The following is a 20433-nucleotide window of genomic DNA, read 5'->3' as shown; positions in this document are numbered from 1 at the left end:
GCTCACTTCTTCGCGTACTTGATCGAGGAGGCGATCAGCTCGGTGCGCTCACCGCTGGCGGCGCGGATCGCGGCCCGGCGGGCGTTGATCGGCTCGTCCTGGATCTTGGCGTGCAGCTTCAAAATCGCGTCGAGCAGCATCTCGGGGCGCGGCGGGCAGCCGGGGAGGTACATGTCGACCGGGACGATGTGGTCGACGCCCTGCACCACGGCGTAGTTGTTGAACATGCCGCCGGACGAGGCGCAGACGCCCATCGCCAGCACCCACTTGGGCTCGGCCATCTGGTCGTAGATCTGGCGGAGCACCGGCGCCATCTTCTGCGTGACGCGGCCGGCGACGATCATCAGATCGGCCTGGCGCGGCGTCGCGCTGAAGCGCTCCATGCCGAAGCGGGCGATGTCGTAGCGGGAACCGCCGACGGTCATCATCTCGATCGCGCAGCAGGCGAGACCGAAGGTGGCGGGCCACATGGAGTTCTTGCGGGCCCAGTTCACCAGGCCTTCGAGACTGGCCAGGAGGATGCCGTTGGGGAGTTTTTCTTCGAGGCCCATGCTTCTCTAGTTCCAATCCAGGCCGCCGCGACGCCACACGTAGGCGTACGCGAAACCGACCGTCGCGATGAACAGCACGATCTCCACCAGGCCGAACATGCCCAGCGCGTCCGCGGAGACCGCGAACGGGTAGAGGAAGACCATCTCGATGTCGAACAGGATGAACAGCATCGCGGTGATGTAGTACGCGACCGGCATCCGGCCGCCGCCGACGACCGGCTGCGGCGACGGTTCGATACCGCATTCGTAGGCCGCGAGCTTCGCCTTGTTGGCCCGGCTCGGGCCGACGAGCGGGCCGAGCAGCACCGAAAGCACCGCGAACGCGAGAGCGAGGACGAACAGGAGGACCAAGGGGAGGTACATGTCCAGGTTGGGCACCTTCGAGGTGTCCGCCTGGGCCAGCACGGGCAACATCAGCACGGGGTTTTCGCCATCCTTTCCGCGCCGCTGCGGTATTCGAGTCGGGGTTCACCGCTTCCCTCGGTCGGCACCCTAAGTCACCTGGGTCACACCGCCGAGGGTTAGGCAACCCTTACGGGCCGTGCATGACGGCCCCCTTGCTTGTGAAATAGTTCACAAGCCTCCCGTCGAGGATGTGAAGCGATTCACAAAGCATGGGGCGAGTGTAGGACGTGACTCACATTCTTGTCCCTAGGCCCCGTGCTATAAGGCTGCCCTAACTTGACCGCACGGCCAGTACGGTTTCTTCGCGCGTGCGGTGCCGGTGACCTGCGACGTCGTTCTCAAGATCGGCTTCGGGGGTCCGTTTGACCGCGTTTGTCCTGTGACCGATACCACTGCGCAGAGTTCCCGTGACTGGTCCAGACGTGTGGAACCAGCGCAATTAGTCGACTGCCTGCGGCCGCTTCCGAAGCGCGCGGTGGGGTTGGTCGTGAGTGTTTTGGGTCGTTAGAACGACCCAAAACACTCACGACCCCTGGAGCGACGCGCCCGCCGCCGTCCCCTCGGACGGGACGTTGTGAAAGCCACTTTCGCAACGCTGAAGGTTGTGAAAGTGGCTTTCACAACCCTCTGAGCAGGGCCGGGTTGCCCATGAGCGGTCCAGACGTGTGGTGGCGGGCCGTGGCGTACAGCATTTCGTCCTCTGAATGCGGTGGTTCGGAGGGCGAACTACCGCATTCAGAGGACGAAATGCGTGGCGTCAGCGCGGGGTCAGCGCGGGGAGGGGGTGGCGCGGGCCAGAGCGGCGATGAGGCGGTCGACGCCGTCCCCGCCCTTGGCGTCGTAGCAACCCGAAAGTCCCTTGTAGACCAACGGAAGGATCGAGTTGATCCGCAGGCCGTACTTCGTCGCGGCGTGCATGACCTTCGGCTTCCCGATCAGCTTCGCGAACACGTTGCCGAGCCGGTAGTAGCCGCCCATCAGCTCCCCGACGGCGCGCGGGTAGCCCTCCAGCGCCCGCTCGCGCGAAGGTCCTTCGCGCCGCGCCAGCGCCTGCACGACGAACTCCGACGCCAGCTGCGCGGATTCCATCGCGGCCGAGATGCCCTCGCCGTTGAACGGGCTGACCATGCCGCCAGCGTCGCCGAGCAGCAGCAGGCCGTCTCGGTAGTGCGGAGTGCGGTTGAAGCCCATCGGGAGACCGGCGCCGCCGACCTTGCCGATGGCGTTCTCCTCGCGGTAGCCCCATTCCTCGGGCGTCCCGTCGAGCCACTGGCGCAGCAGCGCGCGGTAATCCGTGCTGCGGAACGCGGCCGACGTCGACAGCATGCCGAGCCCGACGTTCACCGTGCCGTCGCCCAGCGGGAACGCCCAGCCGTAGCCGGGCAGCAGCTTCGGGTCGCGCGGGTCCGAGCGGTCCCACAGCTCCAGGTGGCCCTCGATGAACGGGTCGTCGTGACGCGGGCTCTTGTAGTACTGCCGCACCGCGACACCCATCGGGCGCTTCTCGTTCTTCTGGATGCCGACGCTCAGCGCGAGCCGCGCGGAGACGCCGTCGCAGGCCAGCACCAGCGGAGCGCGGTAGCTCACCGGCGTCTTCTCCGGGCCGACCTTCGCCTCGACGCCGATCACGCGACCGGTCGGGCTGGTGATGGCACCGGTGACGGTGGTGCGCTCGTAGAGCCGCGCGCCCGCCTTCACCGCGGTCTTCGCGAGCAGGTCGTCGAAGTCCTGGCGGGTCCGCGAAACGCCGTACGGCGGGTAGCTCGTCAGGTCCGGCCAGTCCAGTTCCAGCGTGAGCTCGCCGGTGAGGATCCGCAGGCCGCGGCTGTGTACCCAGCCCGCGTCCTCGCTGGTGTCGATCCCCAGGTCGATGAGCTGCTTGACGCCGCGCGGGGTCAGGCCGTCGCCGCACACCTTCTCGCGCGGGAACTCGGTCTTCTCCAGCAGCAGCACGTCGACGCCCGCGCGGGCGAGGTACGTGGCGGCGGTGGAGCCGGCCGGTCCGGCACCGACGACGATGACCTCGGCGTCGTGGTCTGCGTTGCGACGTGTCATGGCCGCGAGTTTACGGAGGGCTTTTTGGCGCGGTGGATGGCGACGACGCCGAACGTGAGGTTCAGCCACTCCACCTCGGTCCATCCGGCGCTCGCGATGATCTCGCCCAGCGCCCGCTGATCCGGCCACGCCAGCATGGATTCGGCCAGGTAGGAGTAGGCCTCGGGGTTCGACGAGGTCCTGGCGCCGACCCAGGTGAGCAGCTTCGCGATGAACTTCCGGTGCAGGAACCGGATCGGCGGGAATGTGGGCGTCGACACCTCGCAGATCACCAGACGGCCGCCCGGTTTGACCACCCGCGCGATCTCGGTGAGCGCGGCCTTGGTGTCGACGAAGTTCCGCAGCGCGAGCGAGATGGTCACCGCGTCGAAGCTGTCGTCGGCGAACGGCAGCTTCATCGCGTCGGCGGCCACCATGGGGACGCCGCGATGCTTGCCCGCCTTGAGCATGCCGACCGAGAAGTCCGCCGCGAGGCACCACGCGCCGTTGCGCGCGTACTCGACGGTGGACACGCCGGTGCCCGCCGCGAGGTCCAGCACCTTCTCCCCGCGTTTGGCGTCCAGCACCCGGCCGGTGATGGTGCGCCAGCGGCGGTCGAAGCCGAAGGTCATGAACGAATTCGCGCGGTCGTAGCCGTCCGCGACGTCGTCGAACATGGCGGCGACTTCGTGCGGATCCTTGTCAAGACTCGCTCGGGACATACCCGAACACTAACCCCGAGCCCCTGAGACAGGTCACCCAAGCGGGAGCAAAGCGACAGCCCGTAGGTTCACCTGGCCCGGTGAAGCAACGCCGGGGCACGGTGCGCACCGGCCCCCGCGACCTCGCCGGCGAGGATCCTCCGCTCCAGCAACCGCAGTTCCGGCCCCGGTTCGAGGCCGAGCTGATCGACCGAGATCCGGCGCGCACGCCGGTACGCCGCCAGCGCGTCGGATGTGCGCCCGGCTCGCCACAGAGCGTCCATCAGGAGGTACTGGGCACGCTGCCGCAAGGGGTGCCGCCGGACCAGATCGGCCAGTTCGACGGCCGCGCTCGCGTGCCGCCCGAGGTCGAGTTCGGCCTGGTAGAGCTCTTCGAGCAGGACCAGGCGGTGCTCCGAGAGCCGCATCGTCTCGTCCGAGAGCAAGGGGACGTCCAGGCCCTCGTAGGGCGCGCCGTGCCAATGCGTGAGGGCCTGCCGGATCAGCGACGCGCGCTGCGCGGGGTCCGCGGTCTTCAGCGCCTGGCCCGCCAGCGTCTCGAAGGTCTCGACGTCCAGTTCGCCGGGGTGGACCTCCAGCCGGTAGCCGCCGTTGTCGAAGGCGAGCCGGTCGCCCTCGGGCAGGGCCTGCCGCAGCTTGTGGACGTGCCAGTGCAGCTTCGGCACCGCCCGCGGCTCCCATTTGCTGTCCCACAGCGCCTCGGTGAGCACGTTCACCGGGACGAAGGTGTTGGCCCGGACCAGCAGCACGCCGAGGAGCGTTCTCCGCATCCGGCCGTGCAGGGGGACCGACCCCGAACCGGAAGAGATGCTGAACGTTCCCAGTACTTCGAACCTCACGTGCCGTCCTCTCGCTCGATGGCGTGAGGGGACGATGAATGCCGGTTGTACAAAAGAGATACAAAGTGATCAAGTGTGCGCGGAGAGCATTCCCCGCACCGCCCGTGGCCAGGCGAATTCCTCCGCGCGAGCCCGCGCCGCCGCGCGCCGCGCGTCCTCCGGGCTCTCCAGTAGTCCGGTGACCGCACCCGCGAACGCGGGGGCGCGATCGTCGACGGCCTCACCGCAGCCGGGCCGCACGATCTCCCGCAGCGCCGACGACGCCGAGACCACCACCGGCGTACCCGAAGCGAGCGCCTCCAGCGCCGCGAGCCCGAACGTCTCGTGTGGACCGGGCGCGAGGGAGACGTCGGCGCTGGCCAGCAGCCGTGCGACGTCGCCGCGTCCGGAGAGGAAGCCGAGGAAGGTCACCGGGAGCCCGCGTGCCCGCCGTTCCAGCGCCCGGCGCCGGGGCCCGTCGCCCGCGATGACGAGCCGTACGCGGTGCCCCGCCTCGGTCAGCTCGGCGACGGTGTCCACACTGCGCTCGACGTGTTTCTCCGGCGATAGGCGTCCACAGTGGACGATCAGCGCGTCGGCGTTCCCGGTCAACGCGTGCCGCCAGCCGTCGTCTCGCCGGGCCGGGGTGAAGGTCGTGAGGTCGACGCCGAGCGGGACGCGCCGCACGTTCGGCGCGGCGATGCGGTCGAACTCCGCGCGGGCGAACGCCGTCGTGCAGACCACCGTGTCGTAATGCCGCGCCATCCGCCGGTTCGCGACGTCCGCGACGCGCCGCGCGACGGGTTCGGGCATCAGGAACTGCTCCAGCAGCCGGTCGAGGCGTTCGTGCGAGATCACCATGCTGGGCACGCCGTTGCGCCGCGCCCACACCCCCATGCCGCGCAGGGTGAGCCTGTCGGACACTTCCAGCCTGTCCGGCTCCAGGCGTTTGAGCACCGCGCGCACGCGATGCGGATCGACCGCGCGGTAGCCGCCGGTGCCGGGGATCTGTGGCGCGGGAAGGGAAAACCGGCGTACGCCCGAGGGCAGTGTCTCGTCCGCGTGGCGCTGCCCGGGCACCACGAGGGTGACCTGATGGCCGCTGGCCACGTAACCGGCGCCGAGGTGGTGCAGTGCCGTCCGCAGCCCGCCCGAGCGTGGTCCGTAGAAGTTGGCCAGCTGGACTATATGCATTCCAGTCCACCTCGTGCCCGGTCTCTTCCCGGCCGGTGCATTTCGTCAGGCCGCGCGAGCGACTTTGCCCTGAACGGCCTCGTAGTGGCCGACCAGTTCGTGGCAGACCGCGGGCCAGGTCCGGCCGAGCACGACCTTGCGCGCCTTCTCCCCCAGCCTGGCCCGGAGCGCTTCGTCACGCAGATCGTTCACCTTGTCCACCAGCGCCGTCGCGAATCCGGCGCGGTCGGCGGGTAGCAGATAGCCGGTGCGACCGGGCAGGACCAGATCCTTCGGCCCGCCCGCGTCCGGCGCGAGCACGGGGAGACCGGACGCCATCGCCTCTTGGATGGCCTGACAGAACGTCTCGTGCGGTCCTGTGTGGACGAAGACGTCGAGGCTCGCGTACGCGGCGGAGAGTTCCTCGCCGTAGCGGGCGCCGAGGAACGCCGCGCCCGGGATGCGTTCGCGCAGCATCGGCAGCTCCGGCCCGTCACCGACGACGACCACGCGGATCCCGTCGACCCCGGCGAGCGCGGTCAGCCGCTCGACCTCCTTCTCGGGTGCGAGCCTGCCGACGAAACCGACCAGCAGTTCGCCGTTCGGCGCCAGTTCGGCACGCAACGCCGGATCGGCGTGGACCGGCGAGAACCGCTCGATGTCGACGCCTCGCGCCCAGCGGTGCACCCGCGGGATCCCGTGCAGTTTCAGCTGTTCCACCGAATCCGTCGACGGCGCGAGCGTGCGGTCGGCCCGCGAGTGCAGGCGGCGCACCCAGCGCCAGGCGGCGCGGGCGGCGATGCCGAAGCCATACGCGGCGGCGAATCCGGCGATGTCGGTCTGGTACACCGCGACACACGGCACGCGCAGCCGCCTGGCCGCGGCGAGCCCTCGCGCGCCGACCACGAACGGCGACGCCAGATGCACCACGTCGGGCCCGAAATCGGCCAGTGCGGTGAGCACCGTCCTGGTCGGCACGCCGACCGGGAGGGAGTTCACGCCGGGGAAATCGAGGGCGGGAATGCGCACGACCGGGGCGCCGAGGTACTCGACGGGACCCGGCCCGGGGGCGATGATCAGCACGTCGTGCGCGCGGTCGCGGAGGTGTTCCACGACGCGGAGCACGGAGTTGGTCACGCCGTTCACCTGGGGCAGGAAACTTTCGGTGACTATCGCGACTCGCACGCGGATCACTGTCGCATCCGGTTGTGACGGCCACGCCAACAAAAACGGAACAGACGACATGTCATCTCAAGGTCGTGTTCCGTAAACCAGGCTCGGCCACACTAGGCAGGCATGACCCTCCTGTCGTCTAGGCCGCCTCAGCCCGTCGAGCCCGGGCTGGTGTCGAGGGCCCTCGAAGTGGCCGGGCGGCTGGCCAACGACGCGACCGACGTGATCACCGCGACCGCCGGCCGGGGCGCCCAGCCCGATCCGAAGGACTCGCCCTTCGACTGGGTGACCGACACGGACCGGATCCTCGAACGCCACACCCGCCGCGTGCTGACCGCGGAGTTCCCCGGCATTCCCGTCGTCGGCGGTGAATTCGGCGCCGACCACGGTGCCGACGTCGCGGAGTACCGCTGGGTGGTCGACCCGGTCGACGGCACCGCGAACTACGTCGCCGGGGTGCCGTGGTGCGCGTACAGCCTCGCCCTGATCGACGCTTCGGGCCCGGTGGTGGGCGTGGTCGCGGATCCGTACCGCGCCCAGATCTACGCCGCCGCGCGCGGCCGCGGCGCCCGGGCGAACGGCAAACCGATCAAGCTGACCGACCGGTGCGGTACCGCCGGGGCGATCGTCTGCACCGAGCTGACGCGCAAGGGTGTCTGGCCGGGGATGGGCCAGTTCATCGAACGGGCCGCCGCCGCGCACGCCGGGGTCCGGGTGCTCGGCTCGGCGGCGCTCGCGATCGCGCAGGTCGCGCTGGGGCACGCGGCCGCGGCCGTGCTGCACAGCTACCGCGAATGGGACGTCGCCGGCTCGGTCGCGCTGGCCATCGAGGCCGGGGCCGTGGTGCTGGACCGGCACGGCGAGGACACCGCCCTGCCCGTCGACGCGCTCCTGGTGGCTGCCCCCGGGGTGGCGGACGAGGTCCTGGGCTGGTGGCGGGACTCGGTCGGCTGAGTTCCGCCTCTAATCACGCAAGTCCCGCCCCTGATCACGCGAGTTCGCCGTCTGATCACCCGAGTCGTCCGTCTGATCACGCGAGTTCGCCGTTTCCGCACGCCGAGCCCGCGTGCCGCATTGGACGACACTCGTGATCAGACGGCGAACTCACGTGATTGGGCGCGCGACTCGCGTGATTGAAGACGGAACTCGCGTGATTGGGCGCGCGACTCGCGTGATCAGGCGGCGGACTCGGCGAGCGAGCGCCGGTAGGCCAGCCGCTGCCGCCGGATCCACCACAGCAGCGGACCGGCGATCAGCCAGGTGAAGAAGATCATGCTGCCCAGCGGCAGCAGCGTGTTCGCCGCCGAGCGCCCGGCCACCCGCGCGAGTTCCGGGTCGCCGACGTCGTACTCGATGTTCACCAGCTGACCGGCGGCCAGCCCCGACGGGTAGAGCACGCCGTTGGCCGGGCTGTGGATGATGCCGTCGGGGGTGGCGTAGTTGATGATCGTGCGGTCGAACGTCACCGACTCGACCTGGGCCGTGGCCTGCCCGAGTTCCGCTTCGATCGCGTTGTCGTTGCGGATGGCGGCGAACAGCAGCGAGACACCGAGCACGGTGACGAGTGAGGCGACAACGAGGGCGGCATACCACCCGATGCGCCTCACCCGCTCCGTTTTGGCCGTCACGCCGCGAGCGTATCGCTACCCGTCAGTGGGCGTGTCGTTCGGCGAGGAATTCGTGCGTCGCCTTGATCTGCGGGTAGGACTTCGGTGCGACCGGGGCCACAGCGGCCCGCAAAGCAGCGGCCTGCGCGCCGTTCGGGCCCACCGCGGGCTTGCCCTTGGTGTACAGCCACGTCTGGAACAGGTCGTACAGCGGCTTGCCCGAGATCTTCTCCGCCAGCGCGATGAACTCCGGGATCACCGCCGGCTTGGCCTTCTTCACCTGCTGCCAGGTCTGCAGGATCCGGAAGAACTTGTCGTCGCCCACGGCCTTGCGCAACGCGTGCACGGCGAGCGCGCCACGGTCGTAGACGGCCGCGTCGAACTGGTTCTCCGCACCGGGGTCGGCGGGCAGGACCTGCCAGAACGGGTCCTCGGCCGGCACCGAGTCGTAGATGTACTGCGCGAGTTCGTCGGCCGTGCCCTCGCCGGTCTCCTCCGACCACAGGAATTCGCCGTAGGACGCGAAACCCTCGTTCAGCCAGATGTCGCTCCACTTGCCGAGCGTGACGCTGTCACCGAACCACTGGTGCGCCTGCTCGTGCGCGACGACCGAGGTGTTGGAACCGGACCGGAACGCCCGGGCGCCGTAGACCGGCCGCGTCTGGTTCTCCAGCGCGAAGGTGATGCCGGTGGTGACGACACCGCCCTGCGCCTCGAACGGGTAAGGCCCGAACTTCGAGGCGAGGAATTCGGTGATCTCCGGCGTCCGTTCGACGCTGGCCTTGGCCGCGCCGAGCGATTCGCCGAGGTCGGCACCGTACGCGGTGATGAACGGCTGACCGTCCGGGGTGGTCTGCTGGTTCACTTCGAACTTGCCGACCTCCAGCGACGTGAGGTACGTCGCCTGCGGTTTGGTGCTGCGCCAGTTCCAGCGCGTCCAGCCGGGCCGCTGCACCGTCTTGCGCACGAGCGTGCCGTTCGACAGCGCCGCGACGTCGTTCGGGACCTCGACCGAGATGTCGTAGGTGGCCAGGTCGGTCGGGTGGTCGTTGGACGGGAACCACCAGGCCGCGCTCTGCGGCTCGTCGACGGCCAGCGCGCCGTCCGGGGTCTTCTTCCACGCGGTGAAGCCGTCGATCTTCACCTTCGACGGCGTGTCCGCGTAGGCCACGACGACGGTCGCCGTCTGGCCCTTCTTCAGCGGCGCCGACGGCGTGACGGTCAGCTCGCCGGTGCCGTCGGTCGACGTCGCGAACTTCGCGGGCCGGTTGTTCACTCGGACGCTCGACACCTTCAGGCCGAAGTCCAGGTTGAACGCCGAGAGGTCCTGCGTCGCGGTGAGCAGGATCGTCGTGGCGCCGGACAGCAGGTCGGTGGACGGCTGGTAGGTCAGCCGCAGGTCGTAGTGACCGACGTCGTAGCCGCCGTTACCGGCGTGCGGGTAGTACGGGTCGCCGATGCCGATCGAGCCGGGCGCGGGTGCGGCGGCCGCACTGCCGGCGAGCAGTACCGAGACGACGCCCGCGGTCAATCCGGCGAAGCCGGCGCGAGTCTTCAAGCGCATTGCGAATCCTCCCAGGATTTGTCAGCGCGCTCGAACGTAGCCAGCCGATCATGCTCCAGACACGTCCAAAGGAGGGGTTCCTAACCCCTGGACTGAGAGCAAAATCGGCTAGACAGCCCGCACCGCGGAGGAAACCGCCGTACGGAGGCGCGCGTGCAGCTCGCGGTGACGCGTTCGGTCCACCCGGACCTCCACCACCCGCAGCCCCGGCGCGGGCTTGAGCGCCTCGCGGAACTCGGTCAGCGTCTCGGCGACGACGTGCGGCACGCGGTAACCGGCGCACAGCGCGCCCAGATCGGCTCCGTGCGGCGTCCCGAAGACGCGCTCAAAGCTGGCGTTGTGCTCCGGCGCACCCTGCTCCAGAAGGGAGAAGATGCCGCCGCCGTCGTCGTTGAGCACCACGATCGTCAGGTCGGGACGCTGTTCGGCGGGCCCGGTCAGCAGACCGCTCGCGTCGTGCAGGAACGTCAGATCGCCGAGCAGGGCGTACGAATGTCCCCTGTGGACGGTCGCGGCGCCGATCGCGGTCGAGACCATGCCGTCGATCCCGGCGACACCGCGGTTGCGGTGCACGAGGACGTCGGGCCGCAAGCGTCCGGCGAGCGCGACGTCCCGCGTTGGGTTGGACGAGCCGACGACCAGCAGCGACCCTTCCGGGACCGCGTCGACGAGTTCGGTCGCCAGCCGCAGCCCGCTCGGCCACGGCTCCGCGGCGAGCGCCTCGGCCACCGCGGCCGACGCCGCCCGGTCCGCGCGCTGCCAGCTCGCGAGCCATTCCGGGTCGGCCGGTTTGGACGGCTCGTCGAACCACTGCCCGACCTGGCGGACGTTGTGCGCGGGCGCGGGCCAGTCCGAATCCGGCCGGACCAGCAGCACCTCGACGTCGGGATCGGACAGCACCCGCTGGACCTGCCGGAACACCGTCGGACGCCCGATGCACAGGACCTGTTCGGGTTTGTGCCGCGAGATGAACTCCTCGACCCCGAGCAGCCACGCGCCGGACGAGATCGCCGTCGCGCCCGCCATCCCGATGCCGCCGGTCTCGGAGACGACCGGCCAGCCGTGCAGTTCGGCCCATTCGCTGGCCGCCTGCACACCGGTGTCGCAGGCGATGACCAGGCCGGACCGGGCCGAGGGCACCACGAACGAGGGAAGCGCGCCGAAGTCGGGGAGCTCGGTCCAGCGAGCACCGTCGGGACGCCCTTCGAGTGACTCGTACCACTCGCCGTCATCGTCGATGTCCGGCACCAGCGGCTCGCGGAACGGGATGTTCAGGTGCACGGGGCCGCAGCGCCATTCGCCGTACGCGGCGTTCCAGGCGCGGCAGATCTGGCCGCGCCAGTACGAGTTCTGCCCGGCACGGCGTTCGGCGACGGCGAGCTCGTCGAAGTAGCGGATGGCGTTGCCGTAGAGCTGGTGCTGGTCGATGACCTGGCTCGCGCCGGCGGCCCGCATCTCGGGCGGCCGGTCGGCGGTCAGCACGATCAGCGGGACCCCCGCGCGATCGGCCTCCAGCACGGCGGGGTGGAAGTTCGCGGCCGCGGTGCCCGAAGTGCACAGCACGGCGACCGGGCGGCCGGTGCGCGCGGCGATGCCGAGGGCGAGGAAGGCTGCGCCGCGTTCGTCGATGCGGACGTGCAACTGGAGGCGTCCGGCGGCCGCCGCGTCGTACAGCGCGATCGACAGCGGGGCGTTGCGTGAGCCCGGGCACAGGACGACGTGGGACACGGTGTTGCGGACGAGTTCGTCGACGATGACCCTGGCCTGCGCGGTGGAAGGATTCACCGGCAGACCTCGGGTTTCACACTACGACTCACGGCCACACGTCCTATTCTCCCAAACGTGGATGACGCCCAGGTTTCCGAGCTGTTCGACCCCGCCTTGTGGACCGAGGTCGAAGGGTTCGACTTCACCGACATCACCTATCACCGCTCCTCTGAGAGCCGCTCAGGCAAACGTGTCGTACGTGTCGCGTTCGACCGTCCCGAGGTCCGCAACGCCTTCCGCCCGCACACCGTCGACGAGCTGTACCGCGCGCTCGACCACGCGCGGATGAGCTCGGACGTCGGCTGCGTCCTGCTCACCGGCAACGGCCCGTCGCCGAAGGACGGCGGCTGGGCGTTCTGCTCCGGCGGTGACCAGCGTATTCGCGGACGCTCCGGGTATCAGTACGCGGACGGGGAGACCTCCGACACGATCGATCCGGCCAGGGCAGGCCGTCTGCACATTCTCGAGGTCCAGCGGCTGATCAGGTTCATGCCGAAGGTGGTCATCGCCGTGGTCCCTGGCTGGGCGGCGGGCGGCGGGCATTCGCTGCACGTGGTGTGCGACCTCACGCTGGCCTCGGCCGAACACGCGCGGTTCAAGCAGACCGACGCCGACGTCGGCTCCTTCGACGGCGGCTACGGCTCGGCGTACCTGGCCAAGCAGGTCGGGCAGAAGTTCGCGCGGGAGATCTTCTTCCTCGGACGCGAGTACACGGCCGAGCAGATGCAGGCGATGGGCGCGGTCAACTCCGCCGTCCCGCACGCGGAACTCGAGGCCGAGGCGCTGGACTGGGCGTGGGCGATCAACGGCAAGTCGCCGACGGCGCAGCGGATGCTCAAGTACGCGTTCAACCTCACCGACGACGGCCTGGTCGGCCAGCAGCTCTTCGCCGGCGAGACGACGCGGCTCGCATACATGCAGGACGAGGCCGTCGAAGGCCGCGACTCCTTCCTGGAGAAGCGCTCCCCCGACTGGTCGGCGTTCCCGTACTACTACTGACCTCCCGCATTTCGTCCTCTGAATGCGGTAGTTGCGTGCGCAACGATCGCATTCAGAGGACGAAACGCGGACGTAGGGTGGCGGGATGCGTGCGGTGGAGGTGGACGGGAGTCCGGAGTCGATCGTCGAGCTGACCACGGCACTGGCCGGGGCGCTCGACGGCGGCTCGCCCGTCCTCCCCTACTCGTCCGAGGCCCTGCGGGACGCGATGGAACCGGCCCGGCCGGCCGAGCCCGGGACGGCGGTGATCATCGCCACCTCCGGGTCGACCGGCGAACCCAAGGGTGTGCTGCTGTCGGCGGCGGCGCTGACCGCGTCGGCTCACGCCACGCACAAGAGGCTCGGCGGGCCGGGGCACTGGTTGCTCGCGACCCCGGCGCAGTACGTCGGCGGGCTGCAGGTGCTGGTCCGCTCGCTGCTGGCCGGGACGACACCGGCCGTCCTGCACGCCGCCGGTTTCCGGCCGGACGACTTCGCCGAAGCCGCCGCGCCGCTGCTGTCGCTGGGCGGCCCGCGCTACACCGCACTCGTGCCGACTCAGCTCGGGCGGCTGCTCGACGCGGGCGGCCCGGGTCTCGCGGCGGCCCGCGCTTTCGACGCGATCGTCGTCGGCGCCGCGGCGACCACCGCCGAGCTCCGCGAGCGCGCGGCCGAAGCGGGCGTGAAGATCGTGCCCGCGTACGGCATGAGCGAGACCGCGAGCGGCTGCGTCTACGACGGCGTACCGCTGGACGGAGTACACGTCGAACTCGAAGACGAGCGGGTCTGTATCACGGGTGACGTCCTCGCGCACGGCTACCGGCTGCGACCCGACCTGACCGCGGAGGCCTTCGAGGGCGGGCGGTTCCGTACCTCTGACCGCGGCCAGTGGACGGCCGACGGCCGGTTGGAGATCCTCGGGCGGATCGACGACATGATCAACACCGGAGGGGTGAAGGTGGCCGCCGCGGCCGTCGAGCGGATCTTGACCGCACAGCCCGGAATCCGGGACGCGTGCGTGGTCGGAGTACCCGACCCCGAGTGGGGCGAGGCCGTCGTCGCGCTCGTCGTCGGCGCTGGTCGCGACGTCGAATCGCTGCGTGCCGCGTGCCGTGAAGAAGCCGGTGCGGCGGCCGCTCCGAAGCGGGTCGAATTCGCCGAACAACTCCCTCTGCGGGGTCCAGGGAAGGTCGACAGGGCGGCCGTCAGGAATCTCCTACGAAGGTCGTGAATTCCCCACCGATTACCGGGACGTTGTTGACACGATCATTACCGGCGGGTTTACGTCTACATATGACGCGCTGGACACGCACAGTATTGGCCTGCACCGCCGTCACGATGGGACTGGTCGCTTTGGCCGGGCCCGCGCTGGCGGACGAACCGGAGACCGCCGTTCCGAACAGCGGCACGCTCACCTGGACCCTGGAAGACACGATCGACGACCTGAAGTAGGGCGGTTCGTCACCTGCTCGCGATGGCCGGGCAGGTGACGAGCCCCGCATACCGGCCGGTAGTCGCCAGGGCCAGAATGGCGGCATGGCGACTGCTGGTGAATGGATCGAAGGGGCGCGCCCGCGGACGCTGCCCAACGCGGTGGCGCCGGTGGTCGCCGGAGTCGGCGCGGCGATCGCGCTCGACGGCTTCTCCTGGCCTCGCTCGATTCTCGCGTTGCTGGTCTCGCTTTCGCTGATCGTCGGCGTCAACTACGCCAACGACTACTCCGACGGAATCCGCGGCACCGACGAGAACCGCGTCGGCCCGCTGCGGCTGGTCGGCTCCGGGGTCGCGAAGCCGAAGGCCGTCCTCGCGGCCGCTCTCGTCGCACTCGGGCTCGCCGGAGTGCTGGGGCTCGTGCTTGTCGCGATCAGCGGATTGTGGTGGCTGTTGGCGATGGGCGCGGTCTGCATCCTGGGTGCCTGGTTCTATACCGGCGGCAAGAAGCCTTACGGCTATTACGGTTTCGGCGAGATCGCGGTCTTCGTCTTCTTCGGGCTGGCCGGCGTGCTGGGCACCGTGTACGTCCAAGCCGGACAGTTGAGCTGGACCGCGCTCGGCTGCGCGGTGGCCGTCGGCTCGTTCTCGACCGGTGTGCTGACCGCCAACAACCTCCGCGACATCCCGACCGACATCGAGTCCGGCAAGCGCACCCTCGCCACCCGGCTCGGTGATGGCGGCACGCGGCGGCTTTACCTGGTGCTGGTCGCCGTCCCGTACGTCGTGAGCGTGCTGCTCGCCTTCGTGACGCCGTGGGCGCTGCTCGGTCTGCTGACCGCGCCGTTGCTGCTGAAGTCGGTCAAGGCCGTCGGCGGCGGCGCGCAGGGTCGGGCGCTGATCCCGGCGTTGCGGGACACCGGGTTCGCGATGCTGGGGTGGGCGGTGCTGACCGCGGTCGCGCTGGCGCTGTGATCGCTGAGGCGTCACCGGACCTTTGATGCGCGACTGTGTGGATTTCGGGTCGTTGGATGACCCGAAATCCACACAGTGGGCGTGAACGGACCGTTCATACCTTGGGTTTTTCGCATTGGGGCACTAGCTGTTGTGCTTCGGGAGCGGCGCGGTCACCACATGTAGCCCAAGTGGTAGCAAAGGTCCCTTGCTCCCTTTGGTGATCCGGCGCCACCTGAGGTAGAAGACCTTCAGGCCTCCGGAGCGAGCTTCCCGCTCACCAGGAACTCCCGGTACTTGTCCAGATAAGGCGCGATGTCGATGTTCTTCTGCGCCAGCCAAGCGTCGTCGTAGTACGTGTTCGCGTACCGCTCGCCGCCGTCGCACAGCAGCGTGACGACACTGCCCGCCTGCCCCTCCGACACCATCCGCGAGATCAGCGTGAACGCGCCGAACAGGTTCGTCCCGGTCGAGCCGCCCGCCCAGTGCCCGGTCCGCTCGCGCAGCACGCGGATGGCCGCCAGCGAAGCGGCGTCCGGCACCTGGAGCATCTCGTCGATCACGCCGGGAACGAACGAAGGCTCGACACGCGGCCGCCCGATGCCCTCGATCCGCGACGGCATGCCGGTGCTGTAGTCGAGTGCCCCGGTCTGCCAAGCGCCGAAGAACGACGAGTTCTCCGGGTCGACGACGGCGATCTTCGTGGTGTGCCGCTTGTAGCGCACGTAGCGGCCGAAGGTGGCGCTCGTGCCGCCGGTCCCGGCGCCGACGACGATCCACGTCGGCACGGGGTGCCGCTCGGACTGCATCTGCGCGTACACGGATTCGGCGATGTTGTTGTTCCCGCGCCAGTCCGTCGCGCGCTCGGCGTAGGTGAACTGGTCGAGGTAGTGGCCGTTGCACTCCGCGGCGAGCCGCTCGGCCTCCGGGTACATGTCCGGCGCGCGGTCGACGTAGTGGCATTCGCCGCCGTAGAACTCGATGAGCGCGATCTTCTCCGGCGACGTGCTGCGCGGCACCACGGTGATGAACCGCAGCCCCAGCATCCGCGCGAAGTACGCCTCCGAAACCGCCGTCGACCCGCTGGACGCCTCGACGAGCACGGTGTCCTGCCCGATCTGGCCGTTCACCAGGCCGTACAGGAACAGCGAACGCGCGAGCCGGTGCTTGAGCGAGCCGGTCGGGTGGACGGACTCGTCCTTCAGGTAAAGATCGATGCCCCATTCGGCGGGGAGCGGGAAGACGTGCAGGTGCGTGTCGGCGCTGCGGTTCGCGTCGGCCTCGATGATGCGGACGGCTTCGCGGACCCAGCTCCGGCTGTGCAGACGGCTCACGCTGCGCCGTCCGCTCGGTCGCCGCGCAGCTGGGAACGCAGTTCGGCACGGGCGCGAGCGCGCTTTTCGTTGCGGCGGGCGAGTCCGGCGGTCACGCGCGCGTTCAGCGGGCGGAACAGTAGCAGACCCAGCGGCAGCCCCACGACCAGGCCGATCAGCAACGCGACCAGCAGCGGGACGTTGACCAGCAGCAAGCCCCCCGCGATGACCCCGACCAGGACGAACCTGGCCAGCACGTACAGCGTCAGGTCACGGGGCAGGTGATTATCGCTCACATCAACGCAGGCTACGCGTTGCCGTTGCGGCCCTCGTCCAGGCCCGCGTTGTTGGGCCGCCCTTCGAAGCGGGTGGAGAGCACGACGGTGGTGTTCGTCCGGCCGACGCCGGGGATCCGCCGCAGCCTGCCGAGGGTCTTCTCCAGATCGTCGACGGTCGCCACCCGCACCTTGACGACGAAGGCCTCGTCACCCGCGACGGCGTAGCAGCTTTCGACCTCGTCGAGTGCCCCGAGCGCCTCCGCGACGTCGTCCTCGGTCGCAGTGTCGGTGGGGTGGATGCCGACCAGCGCCGTCACCCCGAGTCCGACCGTGTTGGGGTCGACCATGGCGTGGTAGCCGGTGATCACGCCGGCGGCCTCGAGTTTGCCGACCCGCTCGTGCACTGATGAAGCCGAGAGCCCGACAGACCGGCCGAGGTCGGCGTAGGTAGCCCGCCCGTTCTCCCGCAATGCCGCGATGATCTTCCGATCCACCTGGTCCACCGCTACACCTTAGGTGCCACGGCCCGATTCGCGGGATCAGGGCGCGTTTTCATACATCCGTGACAAGACCGGGGCACCGAGCCGCGCATGTCGTGGTTGTCGGTTTTGACCTTTAAGGGCTCTTTACCTATGGACAACCGTTCGAGTACCTGACGGGTGAGATGCAACGATTGCCGTGTTGGCTACCCGGCACGACGGGCATCGGACCCGCCTCCGGTTTAGCACCGAAACCGTGAAGGAGGCGGAAAATGACCGCGACCATGGGCGGAAGGTTGCTCACCCCCGGTGAAGTGGCGGCCCTGTTCCGGGTCGACCCCAAGACCGTGACCCGCTGGGCGACCGCGGGCCGGATCGGCTCGATCCGCACTCCCGGCGGGCACCGCCGGTTCCGCGAGGCCGAGGTGAACGAGCTCCTCGCCGAGCTGACCACCGACGCCAGCGAGCCCGCTCGCAAGGTCTGACCAGGCATTTCCCCTAAAAAGGACTCCAGTGACGAAGGGCTCGTAACCGCCCTTCGTCACATTGGGGTATCCATGAGTCCCCCCGCGCGCGGCAAAGAGGCTAGCCTCGTGGGACTGAGCAACGTCCTCCACGCGGAAAGGGACCGAGCATGATCTATCTGCTCGCGGCCATCGGAGCGCTCACCGTCGCCGTGGTGTTGTGGCGCGCGTTCGGGATCGAGCGTGTCGGGGTGCCCTCGTCGCGACCGACCTTGGCCCCGGACGACGACCCCGACTTCCTGCGCAAGCTCGGTGAGCAGCAGCGCAAAGGTAAAGACGAAGACAAAGATTAGGGCTGGATCGGCTGGTACTGCTGGCCGCCGAAGCCGTCCGCGACGGTGGCCGCCAGTTCCAATAGCGCCAGCCGCGTGTCCTCGTCGAGCCGGTCCAGTTCGATCTCGGCGCCCTCTTCCAGGTGCGGGTCGAACGGGATGCGGCATACCGAACGGACACGCGCGCCGAAGTGCGCCGACAGCTTGTCCAGATCGACCGAGCCGCCCTTCGGCCGCACCGAGTTGATCACCGCGACAGACCGTTTGACCAGGTCGCCGTAGCCGTGCGCCTCCAGCCAGTCGAGGGTGGCCGACGCACTGCGCGCCCCGTCGACGGAGCCTGACGACACCACCACCAGCGCGTCCGCGACGTCCAGGACGCCCTTCATCGCCGAGTGCATCAAACCGGTCCCGCAGTCGGTGAGCACGATGTTGTAGAAGTGCTCCAGCAGGTTGACCGTGCGCCGGTAGTCGTCCTCGGAGAACGCTTCCGAGACCGCCGGATCCTGCTCGCTGGCGAGGATCTCCAGCCGGCTCCCGCCCTGTGAGGTGTACGAACGGACGTCGCTGTACCTGGTGATCTTGTCCGCGTCCCGCAGCAGATGCCGCACGGTCGCGGTGGTCTCGATCGGGATCTTCTGCGACAGCGTGCCGCGGTCCGGGTTCGCGTCGACGGCGACCACCCGGTCACCGCGCAGCGACGCGAACGTCGAGCCCAGCGTGGTCGTCGTGGTGGTCTTGCCGACGCCACCCTTGAGGCTCAGCATCGCGATCTTGTAGCACCCGCGCAGCGGCTGGTTGATCTGCGCGATCAGTTCGCGTTTACGCCTGTCCTTGGGGCTCTCCCCCGGATTGACGAGCTTGCCGGTGCCGACGTAAAGCGCCTTGCGCCAGCCCGACTGCGGCTTGCGCTTCTGCGGCTTCACCAGGCTCGCGGTGGCGAGTTCGTCCGGGAGCGCGTGCCTGCCCTGCGGCTGCGGAAGCCCCGGCACCGCCTGCTGCTGCGGCGGCTGCGCGTACTGCTGCTGCGGCGGGTACTGGGCGGCCTGCTGCGGCGGCGCCTGCTGAGGCTGCAGCGGGGGCAGGTTCTGGTCGTAGGGCTGCTGGTACTGCTGCCCGTGCGACGGCTGCGGCAGCGGAGGAGCGGGCTGCTGCTGCTGATACTGACCCTGCTGCGGGTACTGGGGCTGGACGACCTGGGTCGGCTCGGCCTCGAAACCACTCGCGGTCGGATGCGGCGCCGAGTCCGTCCTGTCCTCGGAGAACAGCTCCGAGGGTTGGGCGCTCTCGGTCGGTTCGGGGTGGCCAGGAGCCGATTCTTCGCTGGGTCCGGTCACCGCTGAATTCCTCCTCCGCGCACGTCTTCCCCCATTACCTCAGTATTGACGGTAGCCGGGTCGCGCGCAGCGGCGACGGTCAGCCCCCGGCGTAGGAGTGCAGGCCCGACGTCACCAGGTTCACGAAGAACATGTTGAAGATCGTCGCGGAGAAACCGACGATGTTGATGATCGCGGCCCGCTTCCCGCGCCAGCCCGCGGTGGCCCGGGAGTGGAGGTACGCCGCGTAGACGACCCACGCCACGAAGGCGACGGTCTCCTTGGGGTCCCAGCCCCAGAACCGGCCCCACGCCGCCTCGGCCCACACCGCGCCGCAGAGCACACCGAAGGTGAAGATCGGGAACGCGAAGATGGTGGTGCGGTAGGCGATGCGGTCGAGCACGTCCGCGGAGGGCAGCTTCGGGGCGAACTTGGCGAACTTCGCCGGGTTGTCGTCGTGCGCGGCGCGGAAAAGGTAAAGGACGCTCGCGACACCGGGCACCAGGAAGACGCCCGAGCCGATGATCGCCGCGGAGACGTGGATGACCAGCCAGTACGACTGGAGCGCGGGCTGCACCGGCGCGGCCGTCGTGTACAGCATCGTGCCGTTGACGAACATCAGGATCACGACCGGCAGCAGCAGGAAGCCGGTGAGGTGGCGGACCGGGAACTTCCGCATGATGACGAGCCAGGTCACGACGGCGATGAAGGTCGTGGCCATGCCGTATTCGTAGAGGTTGCCCCACGGCGCGCGGTGCACGGCGAACCCGCGCAGCACGATCGCGGCCAGGTGCAGCAGCGCGGCCAGCACCAGCAGCGCGGCACCCATGCGGCCGATGCGCTCGGGGCGGCCGACCTCGCGCGGCGTCTCGACGGGCGTCCCGTAAGCAGGAGGCGGACCGCCGGCACCGACCAGCTCGCGGGCCTTCTGCTTGCTGCGTTCCGCCGCCAGACGACCCTTCGCGCCGAAGCCCTGCTCGACGAGGGCGAACATCAGCGCGAGGACGTAGATCGCCGCCGCGGTGGTGTAGGAGTAGTCGCTGTACTGGGACAGCGTCTCGTTGATCGGCATGA

Annotated in this window: 22 protein-coding genes; 7 read left to right on the top strand and 15 right to left on the bottom strand. The window is 69.2% G+C overall.

Annotation, left to right across the window (positions count from 1 at the left end):
* Window positions 1–2 precede the first annotated feature (2 nt).
* The 7 genes from DMC64_RS03540 to DMC64_RS03510 all read right to left on the bottom strand — a co-directional run bounded on the left by DMC64_RS03540 (window position 3) and on the right by DMC64_RS03510 (window position 6888).
* Window positions 3–551, bottom strand: coding sequence for an NADH-quinone oxidoreductase subunit B family protein (locus DMC64_RS03540; protein ID WP_005151847.1), 549 nt, complete (start codon window positions 549–551; stop codon window positions 3–5).
* 6 nt (window positions 552–557) lie between these two features.
* Window positions 558–965: an NADH-quinone oxidoreductase subunit A gene (locus DMC64_RS03535; RefSeq protein WP_037335926.1), complete on the bottom strand. Its 408-nt coding sequence runs from the start codon at window positions 963–965 to the stop codon at window positions 558–560.
* Window positions 966–1724: 759 nt separating this feature from the next.
* A complete protein-coding gene (locus tag DMC64_RS03530; protein ID WP_037332937.1) occupies window positions 1725–3011 on the bottom strand; it encodes a geranylgeranyl reductase family protein in 1287 nt (428 codons plus the stop codon).
* Window positions 3008–3712: a demethylmenaquinone methyltransferase gene (locus DMC64_RS03525; protein WP_125732008.1), complete on the bottom strand. Its 705-nt coding sequence runs from the start codon at window positions 3710–3712 to the stop codon at window positions 3008–3010. The genes DMC64_RS03530 and DMC64_RS03525 overlap by 4 nt, the downstream gene beginning before the upstream one ends.
* A 68-nt stretch (window positions 3713–3780) precedes the next feature.
* Window positions 3781–4551, bottom strand: coding sequence for an AfsR/SARP family transcriptional regulator (locus DMC64_RS03520; RefSeq protein ID WP_037332942.1), 771 nt, complete (start codon window positions 4549–4551; stop codon window positions 3781–3783).
* A gap of 69 nt (window positions 4552–4620) precedes the next feature.
* Window positions 4621–5724 (bottom strand): glycosyltransferase family 1 protein, encoded by a 1104-nt coding sequence (locus DMC64_RS03515; protein WP_125732006.1) that lies wholly within the window; start codon window positions 5722–5724, stop codon window positions 4621–4623.
* Between the two features lie 45 nt (window positions 5725–5769).
* On the bottom strand, window positions 5770–6888 hold the full coding sequence (locus DMC64_RS03510; RefSeq protein ID WP_198941757.1) for a glycosyltransferase family 1 protein: 1119 nt from the start codon (window positions 6886–6888) through the stop codon (window positions 5770–5772).
* A gap of 111 nt (window positions 6889–6999) precedes the next feature.
* Between DMC64_RS03510 and DMC64_RS03505 the strand changes: the two genes are divergently transcribed.
* Window positions 7000–7830 (top strand): inositol monophosphatase, encoded by an 831-nt coding sequence (locus DMC64_RS03505; RefSeq protein ID WP_037332946.1) that lies wholly within the window; start codon window positions 7000–7002, stop codon window positions 7828–7830.
* A 221-nt stretch (window positions 7831–8051) separates the two neighbouring features.
* On the opposite strand, the gene DMC64_RS03500 is transcribed toward DMC64_RS03505, so the two are convergent.
* From DMC64_RS03500 to menD, 3 genes are all read right to left on the bottom strand, one after another.
* On the bottom strand, window positions 8052–8504 hold the full coding sequence (locus tag DMC64_RS03500) for a DUF3592 domain-containing protein (protein WP_037332948.1): 453 nt from the start codon (window positions 8502–8504) through the stop codon (window positions 8052–8054).
* 22 nt (window positions 8505–8526) lie between these two features.
* Window positions 8527–10047: a M1 family metallopeptidase gene (locus tag DMC64_RS03495; protein ID WP_125732004.1), complete on the bottom strand. Its 1521-nt coding sequence runs from the start codon at window positions 10045–10047 to the stop codon at window positions 8527–8529.
* Window positions 10048–10155: 108 nt separating this feature from the next.
* Window positions 10156–11832 (bottom strand): 2-succinyl-5-enolpyruvyl-6-hydroxy-3-cyclohexene-1-carboxylic-acid synthase, encoded by a 1677-nt coding sequence (gene menD / locus DMC64_RS03490; RefSeq protein WP_199754869.1) that lies wholly within the window; start codon window positions 11830–11832, stop codon window positions 10156–10158.
* 57 nt (window positions 11833–11889) lie between these two features.
* Here menD and DMC64_RS03485 point away from each other — a divergent pair, with 57 nt between their 5' ends.
* From DMC64_RS03485 to DMC64_RS03475, 4 genes are all read left to right on the top strand, one after another.
* The gene (locus tag DMC64_RS03485) at window positions 11890–12813 is read left to right on the top strand and encodes a 1,4-dihydroxy-2-naphthoyl-CoA synthase (protein ID WP_038520089.1); all 924 of its coding nucleotides are present in this window, start codon (window positions 11890–11892) and stop codon (window positions 12811–12813) included.
* Between the two features lie 85 nt (window positions 12814–12898).
* Window positions 12899–14023 (top strand): o-succinylbenzoate--CoA ligase, encoded by a 1125-nt coding sequence (gene menE / locus DMC64_RS03480; protein WP_199754868.1) that lies wholly within the window; start codon window positions 12899–12901, stop codon window positions 14021–14023.
* Window positions 14024–14085: 62 nt separating this feature from the next.
* Complete coding sequence (locus DMC64_RS42930; RefSeq protein ID WP_162836880.1) at window positions 14086–14244, top strand: hypothetical protein; 159 nt, start codon at window positions 14086–14088, stop codon at window positions 14242–14244.
* Between the two features lie 84 nt (window positions 14245–14328).
* On the top strand, window positions 14329–15198 hold the full coding sequence (locus tag DMC64_RS03475) for a 1,4-dihydroxy-2-naphthoate polyprenyltransferase (protein ID WP_038520094.1): 870 nt from the start codon (window positions 14329–14331) through the stop codon (window positions 15196–15198).
* Between the two features lie 230 nt (window positions 15199–15428).
* Here DMC64_RS03475 and DMC64_RS03470 read toward each other — a convergent pair whose 3' ends face one another.
* From DMC64_RS03470 to DMC64_RS03460, 3 genes are read right to left on the bottom strand one after another with little or no spacing between them, the layout of a single operon-like run.
* Entirely contained in the window at window positions 15429–16511 is a 1083-nt protein-coding gene (locus DMC64_RS03470) for a PLP-dependent cysteine synthase family protein (protein WP_125732000.1), read from the bottom strand.
* Window positions 16508–16786, bottom strand: coding sequence for a DUF4229 domain-containing protein (locus tag DMC64_RS03465; RefSeq protein ID WP_016330946.1), 279 nt, complete (start codon window positions 16784–16786; stop codon window positions 16508–16510). Before DMC64_RS03465 ends, DMC64_RS03470 begins: the two co-directional genes overlap by 4 nt.
* An 11-nt stretch (window positions 16787–16797) precedes the next feature.
* Window positions 16798–17271 (bottom strand): Lrp/AsnC family transcriptional regulator, encoded by a 474-nt coding sequence (locus DMC64_RS03460; protein WP_037332958.1) that lies wholly within the window; start codon window positions 17269–17271, stop codon window positions 16798–16800.
* A 248-nt stretch (window positions 17272–17519) separates the two neighbouring features.
* Here DMC64_RS03460 and DMC64_RS03455 point away from each other — a divergent pair, with 248 nt between their 5' ends.
* A complete protein-coding gene (locus DMC64_RS03455) occupies window positions 17520–17732 on the top strand; it encodes a BldC family transcriptional regulator (protein WP_005151795.1) in 213 nt (70 codons plus the stop codon).
* A 149-nt stretch (window positions 17733–17881) separates the two neighbouring features.
* Window positions 17882–18064 carry a hypothetical protein gene (locus tag DMC64_RS03450; RefSeq protein WP_016330943.1) on the top strand — a complete coding sequence of 61 codons (183 nt, stop codon included), beginning with the start codon at window positions 17882–17884 and terminating at the stop codon, window positions 18062–18064.
* On the opposite strand, the gene DMC64_RS03445 is transcribed toward DMC64_RS03450, so the two are convergent.
* Both DMC64_RS03445 and ccsB read right to left on the bottom strand, forming a co-directional pair.
* Complete coding sequence (locus tag DMC64_RS03445) at window positions 18061–19380, bottom strand: MinD/ParA family protein (RefSeq protein ID WP_125731998.1); 1320 nt, start codon at window positions 19378–19380, stop codon at window positions 18061–18063. The genes DMC64_RS03450 and DMC64_RS03445 overlap by 4 nt on opposite strands.
* A gap of 79 nt (window positions 19381–19459) precedes the next feature.
* Window positions 19460–20431 carry a c-type cytochrome biogenesis protein CcsB gene (gene ccsB, locus DMC64_RS03440; RefSeq protein ID WP_037332963.1) on the bottom strand — a complete coding sequence of 324 codons (972 nt, stop codon included), beginning with the start codon at window positions 20429–20431 and terminating at the stop codon, window positions 19460–19462.
* Window positions 20432–20433: the final 2 nt, after the last annotated feature.

Origin of the sequence: Amycolatopsis sp. WAC 04197 (assembly GCF_003947475.1) — a bacterium.
Taxonomy (GTDB): domain Bacteria; phylum Actinomycetota; class Actinomycetes; order Mycobacteriales; family Pseudonocardiaceae; genus Amycolatopsis; species Amycolatopsis japonica.
This window is presented reverse-complemented; position numbering and strand designations above follow the sequence as displayed.